The 9576-nt window shown below is 57.4% G+C and carries 7 protein-coding genes and 1 tRNA gene; 4 read left to right on the plus strand and 4 right to left on the minus strand.

The features are described from left to right. Positions 1 to 194: 194 nt before the first annotated feature. Positions 195 to 1601: an AAA family ATPase gene (locus NIT7645_RS07830; protein ID WP_050673242.1), complete on the plus strand. Its 1407-nt coding sequence runs from the start codon at positions 195 to 197 to the stop codon at positions 1599 to 1601. Positions 1602 to 1706: 105 nt separating this feature from the next. Further along, on the plus strand, positions 1707 to 2855 hold the full coding sequence (locus tag NIT7645_RS07835) for a ParB/RepB/Spo0J family partition protein (RefSeq protein ID WP_050686522.1): 1149 nt from the start codon (positions 1707 to 1709) through the stop codon (positions 2853 to 2855). Between the two features lie 87 nt (positions 2856 to 2942). On the opposite strand, the gene NIT7645_RS07840 is transcribed toward NIT7645_RS07835, so the two are convergent. The 4 genes from NIT7645_RS07840 to NIT7645_RS07855 form a co-directional block, all read right to left on the minus strand. Next, the gene (locus NIT7645_RS07840; RefSeq protein ID WP_050673221.1) at positions 2943 to 4247 is read right to left on the minus strand and encodes a UDP-glucose dehydrogenase family protein; all 1305 of its coding nucleotides are present in this window, start codon (positions 4245 to 4247) and stop codon (positions 2943 to 2945) included. A 333-nt stretch (positions 4248 to 4580) separates the two neighbouring features. Next, the gene (locus NIT7645_RS07845) at positions 4581 to 5591 is read right to left on the minus strand and encodes an NAD-dependent epimerase/dehydratase family protein (RefSeq protein WP_050686525.1); all 1011 of its coding nucleotides are present in this window, start codon (positions 5589 to 5591) and stop codon (positions 4581 to 4583) included. Between the two features lie 115 nt (positions 5592 to 5706). Further along, a tRNA-Thr gene (locus tag NIT7645_RS07850) sits at positions 5707 to 5782 on the minus strand. A gap of 266 nt (positions 5783 to 6048) precedes the next feature. Next, positions 6049 to 6453: a helix-turn-helix domain-containing protein gene (locus NIT7645_RS07855; RefSeq protein ID WP_050686527.1), complete on the minus strand. Its 405-nt coding sequence runs from the start codon at positions 6451 to 6453 to the stop codon at positions 6049 to 6051. 217 nt (positions 6454 to 6670) lie between these two features. On the opposite strand from NIT7645_RS07855, the gene NIT7645_RS07860 reads away from it, so the two are divergent. Continuing rightward, on the plus strand, positions 6671 to 8878 hold the full coding sequence (locus tag NIT7645_RS07860; RefSeq protein ID WP_050686529.1) for a sensor histidine kinase: 2208 nt from the start codon (positions 6671 to 6673) through the stop codon (positions 8876 to 8878). Further along, entirely contained in the window at positions 8868 to 9509 is a 642-nt protein-coding gene (locus NIT7645_RS19195; protein ID WP_074964352.1) for a response regulator, read from the plus strand. Before NIT7645_RS07860 ends, NIT7645_RS19195 begins: the two co-directional genes overlap by 11 nt. Positions 9510 to 9576: the final 67 nt, after the last annotated feature.

Here is a 9576-nt window from a genome sequence, read left to right on the forward strand (position 1 = left end):
TATGACAGGAAAAAGGCAGCACATGCAGGCACGGGGGCCTCTCCCCTCTCACCGGGCGCGACAGTCTTCAGATCGCGCTCTTGCCCTCATCCCTGCCCCAAAAGTTGAATACACCGGCCCCACATATGGCCGGTCTCCTGGCGCCTCTTGGCGCAAAGACGATCAGACAGGACCAGCAGGCGAGGCGATCCGAGATGGCACGAGACAGTTTGAAGAAAGACGCAGGCACCCCCCTGCCCCCCTATTTCAACATCGACCCCGATGTGGCCCTTGCCGATCTTGAGGCGCCCACCAGCACCGAAGGTTTTGCCGAAATTGCCGAGGCCTGCGCCCGCGGTCGTGCGGATCTGGCAAGCCGGGGCATGAACGAGGAAGGGCGCAAATCGCTGCGTCTGTTTTCGACCTGGGAAATCACCCGCTATCTGATCCCCGTCGCCCAGGCCCATTTCCGCCGGGTGCTGAAAGCCAACCCCGACCTGCCCCAGGGCAAATCCGAAACCGAGGGCGGCGCCAAATGGTTCACGCTCGACGAGGTGCTGCGCCTGCGCGCCCATTTTGCTGCCCAAGGCTCCAAGGCCAAGGATTACACCCCCTACCGCCCCGAGGGCCTGCCCGCCAAGATGGTCGCTGTCGCCAACTTCAAGGGTGGCGTCGGCAAGACCTCTACCGCCGCCCATCTGGCGATGTCGGCGGCGCTGGATGGCTACAAGGTGCTGGTGATTGATCTCGATAGCCAAGGCTCGATGACCTCGATTTTTGGTGGCCGCGTCGAGGATGAATGGCAGACCGCCTTTCCGCTTCTGGCGCGCCATTACGGCGATCATCTGCGGCTGGAAAACCAGCGCCGTCTGGATCGCGGCGATGCCCCCCAGCCGCTGGATGACAGCCTGTCGGCCGCGATGGAGATGACGGCCAGGGACGTGATCCAGCCTACCCATTGGCCCAATATCGATCTCATCGGGGCGCAGCTCAATCTGTACTGGGCGGAATTCCAGATCCCGGTCTGGCGGATGGCGGCGCGCTCCTGGAAGCTGTGGGATGCGCTGACCGAGCGGCTGGAGGCCGATGGCGTGCTGGATCAGTACGACGTGATCTTCATCGATACGCCGCCTGCGCTTGGCTATCTGACCATCAACGGGCTGTCGGCGGCGGATATCCTTCTGGTGCCGATGGGGGCCTCGTTCCTGGAGTTCGACAGCACGGGGCGGTTTTTCGACATGCTGCATTCGACATTTGCCTCCATCGAGGAGGGCGAGAACCTGGCTGCGCGCGCTCTGGGGCGGCCGGAGATTGCCTTTGAATGGGATGCGGTGCGCACGGTGATCACCCGCTATGACAGCGCCCAGCAGGGCGAGCTGGCGGCGCTCATGCAGGCCTATCTTGGCCCCACCCTGTCGCCGCACCGACAGGATTACACCGCGCTGATCGGTCAGGCCGGCGAGCAGGTCAACGGCATCTACGAGGCCGATTACCGCGACTTCAACCGCGAAACCTATGCCCGTGGCCGCGAGACCTTTGATGCCACCTATGCGGCGTTCAAGCGGCTGTTGCTGGCGGTGTGGCGGCGCGAGGCGTTGCAGACCCAGCGCGCGGCCCAGTAACGGCAGATACGGATTAGGATGCCATACTGGGGGCACAACGCGGAGACAGAGGCCACGGGCCAGCACTCCGCCCCACCCCAGACGGCGCTGTAGGAGACCAGACATATGGCAAAACGCAAACGTCTTTCACCGGCACAGAACAGCTATCTCAGCCCCTCGGCGGGGCGCACAGGGCTTGGAGGGCCGGGGGCGCTGTCGTCGCCGCCCATCGCGCAAGTGGCCTCTGAGGCGGCGGCTGAGGGCGCGCTGCAGGAGCTGACATCGGTGCTGGAAAACGCCCGCGCCAAGGGGCTGCTGGTCGAAGAGATCGCGCTTGACGCCATTGACGAAACCCATCTGGTGCGCGACCGGCTGGAACAGGACGAGGAAGAGATGGCGGCGCTGGCCGGGTCCTTGCGCGCCCGCGGCCAGCAGACCCCGATCGAGGTGGTTGCCCTGGACGGGCATGCGGCGGGCAAGACCCATGGTCTGATCTCCGGCTGGCGGCGCCTGACGGCGATGCGCAGGCTTTATGCGCAAACCAATGATCCCGCCTTTGCCACCATCAAGGCGCTGGTGATCCAGCCCGAGAGCGCCGAAGAGGCCTATGTGGCGATGGTCGAGGAAAACGAGATTCGGGTAAACCTGTCGCATTACGAGCGCGCGCGCATTGCGGTGCGGGCGCTCAGGGAGGGGGTTTATACCAGCCAGAAATACGCGCTGCAGTCGCTCTTTGCCAATGCCACCCGCGCCAAGCGCTCCAAGATCGGCAGCTTTGTCACCCTGGTCGAGGCGCTGGATAGCGAGCTGCGCTTTCCCACCGCGATCCGCGAGAAACTGGGTCTGGGGCTGGCGCGCGCCTTTGCCCTGAGCCCCGATTTTGCCCGGGAGGTGGCGCAGGCGCTGCGCGATCAGCCCTGTGCGGATGCCGAAGAGGAACAGGCGCTGCTGAGCGAGCTGCTCGCCGCCCATGAGGCCGGTGGCACAGGGGGGGACTCTGGCGTGGACACAGCCCCTGCCCCCTCGGCAGGACTGCCCCCCGCAGCGGCGGCGACGCAGGCCCCCACAGCCGACCGTCCTGCGCTGACCCCGCGGGTGCGCAGCCTGGATCCGGCCGATCAGATCGGCGAGGGCGAACGGGTGAGCATGCCTGCAGGCGCAGGGGTCTATCTCGGCTTTACCCCCTCGCATCAGCGGATCGAGCTGACAGGCCCTGGGGTCGACACGGCGCTGATGGCCGATCTCAAGGCCTGGCTGCGCCAGCGCGGCCGCTGAGCCCACCAGAAGAGAGCGAGACGAAAAAAGACCCTGATACGGCTGTATCAGGGTCTTTTTCATGCAAAGCTGTCAGGGGGTGTCGGATCAGCGCCCAACAGCGATATAGGTTTCAAAGCCCGCCTGCCGGGCGGATTTGGCGGTGTAGATATTGCGCAGATCCACCATGCGGGGCTGGGCCATCTTGCGCGCCAGCGCCTTGAGATCGAGGGCGCGGAATTCATTCCATTCGGTTAGCAGCACCACCAGATCGGCATTGCGCGCCGCCTTGTAGGGGTCGTCCTCCCATTTGACCCCAGGCAGGAGATCGCGCCCCTCGGCCTCGCCCTGGGGGTCCACCACCCGCACCTTGGCGCCGCCGCCGATGAGGGCCGGCACGATGGTGAGGCTCGGTGCCTCACGCATGTCATCGGTATTGGGTTTGAAGGTCACGCCCAGAATGGTGATGGTCTTGCCGTTGAAACTGCCGTCGCAGGCGTCGCGCAGCTTCTCCAGCATCCGCGCCTTGACCTCGTGATTGACGCGCATCACCGTTTCGGTGATCTGCATCGGATAGGCATGATCCTGACCGATGCGGGCCAGCGCGGCGGTGTCCTTTGGAAAGCACGATCCGCCATAGCCCGGGCCTGCATGCAGGAACTTGTTGCCGATGCGCCCGTCGAGCCCCATCCCGCGTGAGACCTCCTTGACGTCGGCCCCCACCCGTTCGCAGAGACCGGCGATTTCATTGATGAAGGTGATCTTGGTCGCCAGAAAGGCATTGGCGGCATATTTGATCATCTCGGCGCTTTCGAGATCGGTGGTGAGGATCGGGAAATCGCGCAGGTAAAGGGGGCGGTAGATCTCTGCCATGACCTCGGCGGCGCGGTCGTTCTGCACGCCGACCACCACCCGGTCCGGGCGCATGAAGTCATCAATCGCCGCCCCTTCGCGCAGGAATTCCGGGTTGGACGCCACGTCGAATTCCGCCGCGGGGTTGGATTTGGCGATCACCTGTTTCACCTGCCGGTTGGTGCCCACCGGCACGGTGGATTTGGTCACCACCACGGTATAGCCCTGCAGGGCGGCGGCGATCTCTTCGCTGGCGGCCATCACATAGGTGAGATCGGCATGACCATCGCCGCGTCGCGTTGGCGTTCCGACCGCGATGAACACCGCATCCGCCGCGGCAACGGCCGTGGCCAGATCATCGGTAAAGGACAGCCGCCCCGCCGCCACATTGCGCGCCATCAGATCCTCAAGCCCCGGCTCGTAGATCGGCACCTCACCCGCCTGCAGCCGCGCGATCTTGGCCGCGTCCTTGTCGACACAGACCACATCATGGCCAAAGTCGGAAAAACAGACGCCGGAGACCAATCCGACATATCCGGTGCCAATCATTGCAATGCGCATGGGGGTGGTCCTTTGCTGTTGCCTCATGTCCCCCGCTTGAGCTGGCGGAGTGTTGGGGATCAGACATATACGTCCGGGCAAGGGGCGGGAACCGGAATTTTGCCCGGATCACAAGCTGATGAGGGGGCGGGATCGGGCGCATGGGGGGCGGATCAAAATAGGTCCGGATCGGACCAAATGTTTCGCACGCGAAACATTTGGTCAACTATGCTGACCTAATTGAGGAGGGTGCCCTGATCCCGATTTCATGGAAATCGGGAGGCCTGCGGCGCGAGTATTTGGGGAAAGATGACAGCTCGGCGGCGCATGTCGCCCCGGATCTGCCCCCCTGGATCAGCCCTGCGGCTCGCCGTAATACGCCCGGTACCAGGCAACAAACCGCGCGACGCCCTCTTTGACGCTGATCTGCGGTTCATAGCCGGTGAGCTGGCTCAGCAACCTGGTGTCTGCCCAGGTGGCCGGCACGTCTCCGGCTTGCATCTCCATCAGGTTTTTCTCGGCGGTGACCCCCAGCGCGGTTTCCAGCGCGGCGATATAGTCCATCAGCGGCGTGGGCTTTGAGGCCCCGATATTGACCACCCGGAACGGCGCGACAGGGCTGAGGTTGTCCTGCTCCGAGACCGGCTGATCCCCCGGCACCGCGTCGATCAGCCCGGTGATGCCGGTGACCAGATCATCGATATAGGTGAAATCCCGGCTCATTTGCCCGTGGTTGTAGACATTGATCGCCTCACCGGCCTCGATCGCCCTGGTGAATTTGAACAGCGCCATATCCGGCCGGCCCCAGGGGCCATAGACGGTAAAAAACCGAAACATCGTGGTCGGCAGGCCATAGAGATGGGCATAGGAATGGGCCATCGTCTCGCCCGCCTTCTTGGTGGCGGCATAAAAGGACATCTGATGATCGGCCTGCTGACGCTCGTCAAAGGGCATCTGCGTGTTGGCCCCATAGGCCGAGGAGGTGGAGGCGATCAGCATATGCGCGGGCGGATGGGCGCGGGCGGCCTCCAAGAGCTCAAACGTGCCGATCAGATTGGCCTCGAGGTAGTCGCGCGGCGCCTCGATGGAATGGCGCACCCCGGCCTGGGCTGCGAGATGGATCAGCGCATCGGGCTTGTGGGTGTCAAACAGCCCCATCAGGCGACCGGGGTCTTCCAGCTTGCCGATCACCGGCGTGAAGCGCGGGTTGTCCGCCAGCATCGCATGGCGGCGTTCTTTCAGGGTGACGTCATAATAGGGGGACAGACAATCAAGCCCCACAACCTGCCAGCCTGCGGCCAGAAGCCGGGCCGCGAGATGGTAGCCGATGAAGCCGGCCGAGCCGGTGATGAGAGCGGTTTGCATGGCTCTTAGGTGGCCTGTGCGGGCGGGGCTGTCAAATGCTTCCTGTGCGGGCATACATCACGCAAGCGCGTTGGCCCAAGTCAGCGCCCAGCAACGATCATCTTTACACTCTGTATGGTGCCCCCACACGGACTCGAACCGCGGACCTACTGATTACAAATCAGTTGCTCTACCAGCTGAGCTATAGGGGCATTTGTCTACGCACTAACCTCTGCTAAAAAACACTACAAGTACAAATCATTCGCAGGTTTGATCTTTGCTAAGATTTCGTTAGCAAAAGATGCTGCTAGAAAGTCTATCGTATGATAGAAGTTTATCTGGGCGAAACGCATCCCAGTTTATGCCTGCAATGTTTCCTGCTTCGAAAGTGAGTGAGTTCGAAGCAGGAAAAGCAGATCAGGGTGTCCCCGTTGCCTGATCTAACAGCCGAGGCTATGGCCTCGGTTGTTTGCTTTTCTCAGTGCGTTGTGTGGTCTGTGTTCGCATTGCTTTCGGATGTGTTTGGTAATAACGTTTTGACAAACTTAGTGAAAATCGACCTTTGGTGTTCAGGGATTTTGTAGTAAACTCGCAAGAGTTCAATGGCTTCTTGATACTGAGATCTGGCCTTACGAGCCTCAACCATGGTGTGTGCGTTCTTTGTCGTATCCAAGCCTTCGAAAAAATATGTCACATCTACGTTGAGAACTTTTGAGATATCCCATAGGCGTGATGCACTCACACGGTTCGATGCCACCTCATACTTCTGAATCTGCTGAAACCGGACCCCAACTTTTTCTGCGAGGCATTTCTGTGTTTCATCGGCGGCCCAACGCCGGGCCCGAATACGTTTCCCGACATGAATATCTACCGGGTGCGGCATCGATATTTCCTTTTCATATATAAGTGTCTGAGTACTGGAAGGTATCGACCTCCATCCGAAAGTCTAGTCTGCGGCATTTCGAGGCCTCTAACAGGACCCATAATTCTTATTGGTAGGTCGTGCATTGACCTTTTGAAAGGTACGAGGTGCTTATTTCTCGCGACGTGTTGGCTCACAATCTGCTATCTTAGAAGTGTATGAAAGTGAAGCAGTTGTGATGTCCGGTAATGTAATCAACAAGTTCAAAGATGTTACTTTGGCACCAGTACGACTTATGGCCTTAGTACTCTTCTTGTGCACAGCAATTCTGGCTTGGGCTATAATAGTCACAACGAACCAACCTAGTGTTGGTGTGTCGTTAGGGGTGGGGGGAGATGAGCAGGTTGTCGTTACTAGTGTAACCGACAAGAGCAGCGGGTTGTTGGTCGGGCAGGTCGTTACCTCGATCAAGGATGTTTATGGCCACGAGCTTCTGGTTACTCATCACGCCTTTGTGGAAGAACCCGACACTCTGCCCAGCCGGGAAGAAATGCTGTTTGCTTTTTCTCAAAGTGGTCTGCTTTTTGAGGCCCTAAGGGTGGGGCCTCTCCGACTTGCGATAGAGACCAGAGGTGGCGAGCGCGCGTGGATCCGATTGTTTGCGACGGACAACCGACCTATTGAGACACTACCTGTTGATTTTTGGCTGCAAACAGGAGCTGGATTTTTTGCAGTGCTCATCGGGTCCTGGGTCTGGAGCCTGAGGCCAAAACAACAATCAACTACCTCGCTGTTGCTTTCGGGCTTTGGTTTGCAAATTTCCGCGACGACTGCGGCAATCTATAGCACGCGCGAACTCGCGCTCTCGGAAGAAGTGTTTTTTGGTCTACATGTCGCCAATCTCTTTGGGACGCTCTTGTTTGGCTTCGGTCTCGTAAGCCTGTTCTTGGCCTTTCCCAAAGTGCTTAATCTGGCAAAAGAACTGGCAGGAGCTTCCTTTTGTCTGATTATGGTGCTCCTTCCGGCAGCCCTTATGATTGGTGGGTTGCACATATTCTACCAGGCGATTGTTGTAATATTTCTGGTAATTTTCTTGTTGATCATAGTTCAGTACAGGCACAGCAGACAGAACATTGTTGACCGTAGGTCACTGGGTTTGTTGGGGCTTGGTGCTCTCATCGGTTCTGGAAGCTTCGTGATAACACGAGCACTTCCCACATTGTTTGGGGCCCCCGGCTTCGTCTCTCAAGGAGAGAGCTTTGTGTTCATTGCGCTTGTGTACTTTGCTGTTGCGATTTCAGTTCAAAGATACCGTGTATTTGATCTGCCGATCTGGTCTGCAAGACTTCTTTACTACTTCTGTGGCGCTCTGTTGCTCTTGTCTTTAGATGCACTTTTGATCTGGGGGCTGTCGTTTGACAGAATGTCTGCCCTGAGTGTGTCTTTGCTAACAGTAACACTTTTATACTTACCCTTCCGTGAGTGGTTCCAAGCAAAATTCACAGGAAGGACTGCTAGAAAGACCAACTCCTTTTTGGGTTTTGCGGACTTCGTGGCACGATCCCATGATGCACAAGAGATGGAAGCACGTTGGAAGGAGGTCCTCGCGAACATCTACCGGCCCTTGGGCTTTGCCTATATTCCAAACACTGGCAATGTCTCCAAAGCGAAGATCGTTCGGCATGGTGAAGGGGTACATTTTCCTTTTATTAGGGACTGTACTATGTGTGTCGAAATGGTTTGGGCATCAAATGGGACGCGACTTTTCGACAGCCAAGATTGTAAGAGCTTGGATCAACTAAGAGACATGGTGTTAGAGTTGTTGAAAGGGCAGGATGCCCATTCAATCGGCGTCCATCAAGAACGATCAAGAATAGCTCGTGATTTGCATGACAACCTTAGCATAGGTCTGCTAACGGCACTGCACAGTCATAATGTCGGAAAAAAAGATGAGCTTATACGAACTGTGCTAATAGATATGCGGAGGATCATTAATGCGAACTCCACGGGACGTATGCTGTTGTCTGAGTATGTCGGTAGCCTGCGCGGAGAGACCTTTGACTTGCTTGACCCGCTGCATGTGGCTACTGATTGGCCACTTAACGATACATTAGACGTTGAAGTCTCCATCAAGGATTGTCAAACGCTACGGGCAGTTTTACGAGAATGCCTAAGCAACGCACTAGAGCATGCTGAAACCAAGAAGGTGTCAATAGATGCACATGTTTCTGAGGGTGTATTATTCCTAAATATTACAAATGATTGCGCAGAAATTAGTTCGATGGAAACTATCCGGGATGGCCGTGAGAAGCGTGGGCATGGTCTCAAGAATATCCTATATCGTGTCAGCGAGTTAGGCGGCGAAGTGACCTTCGAAAAAACCGCAGACAGGCAGTTTAAAGTTCTGGCTGCTCTACCACTTAAAGACATCGCACATGGCAGGTAGTTTACCTTCTGTGTTAATCGTCGAAGACGTGCCTGAAGTCGCTGCATGGCTGGAGAAGGTTGTGCATCTTGCGTTCCCTGACAGTGTGTGTAGTCAGGCTAAGTCTCTCAAGCAGGCCAAAGAGCTGCTGACAGGCAAAGTCTTCGACTTGCATGTACTGGATTTGCACTTGCCAGACGGGGAGGGAACAGCTTTGGTCCCTCGTATTCGTCAACAGTCTAACGATGCAATTTGCGTGATTGCGACCGTATCAGGAGATGATGCTAGTCTTGTTAAGGCCCTGAGCTATGGTATCAACGGGTACCTGTTAAAAGATCAACCGCATGCCACTTTGGCTATGCAGTTGAAACAGATTTCGATGGGAGTGCCTTCACTCTCCCCAGCGATTGCACAAAGGCTTATGCGGCACTTCTCAGAAACAGTCGTGGTTTCTGGCGAAGTTCCTCTAACACCAAGGGAAGCAGATGTGCTGTCTCTCATTGGAAGAGGTTTGCGAAATGCTGAGGTCGCTGCAGAGTTGAGCATATCTACGAATACAGTGTCTGGGTACATCAAGCAGATCTATTCAAAGCTTGGTATCTCATCTCGCGCTGAAGCTGCATGGCATTCGAAAAGGTTGGGATTGTGGTGAGAACTATACCTTTTGACCTGCCCCCCGCAAAATCCCTCACCATGAAGTAGAGTCTGCCCAACCTATG

Origin of the sequence: Phaeobacter italicus, from assembly GCF_001258055.1 — a bacterium.
Classification (GTDB): domain Bacteria; phylum Pseudomonadota; class Alphaproteobacteria; order Rhodobacterales; family Rhodobacteraceae; genus Phaeobacter; species Phaeobacter italicus.

Coding starts and splice junctions, on each gene's coding strand:
- NIT7645_RS07860 (WP_050686529.1), top strand. CDS start 6,671: ATGTCCGGTAATGTAATCAACAAGTTCAAAGATGTTACTTTGGCACCA.
- NIT7645_RS07840 (WP_050673221.1), bottom strand. CDS start 4,247: ATGCGCATTGCAATGATTGGCACCGGATATGTCGGATTGGTCTCCGGC.
- NIT7645_RS07845 (WP_050686525.1), bottom strand. CDS start 5,591: ATGCAAACCGCTCTCATCACCGGCTCGGCCGGCTTCATCGGCTACCAT.
- NIT7645_RS07830 (WP_050673242.1), top strand. CDS start 195: ATGGCACGAGACAGTTTGAAGAAAGACGCAGGCACCCCCCTGCCCCCC.
- NIT7645_RS07855 (WP_050686527.1), bottom strand. CDS start 6,453: ATGCCGCACCCGGTAGATATTCATGTCGGGAAACGTATTCGGGCCCGG.
- NIT7645_RS19195 (WP_074964352.1), top strand. CDS start 8,868: ATGGCAGGTAGTTTACCTTCTGTGTTAATCGTCGAAGACGTGCCTGAA.
- NIT7645_RS07835 (WP_050686522.1), top strand. CDS start 1,707: ATGGCAAAACGCAAACGTCTTTCACCGGCACAGAACAGCTATCTCAGC.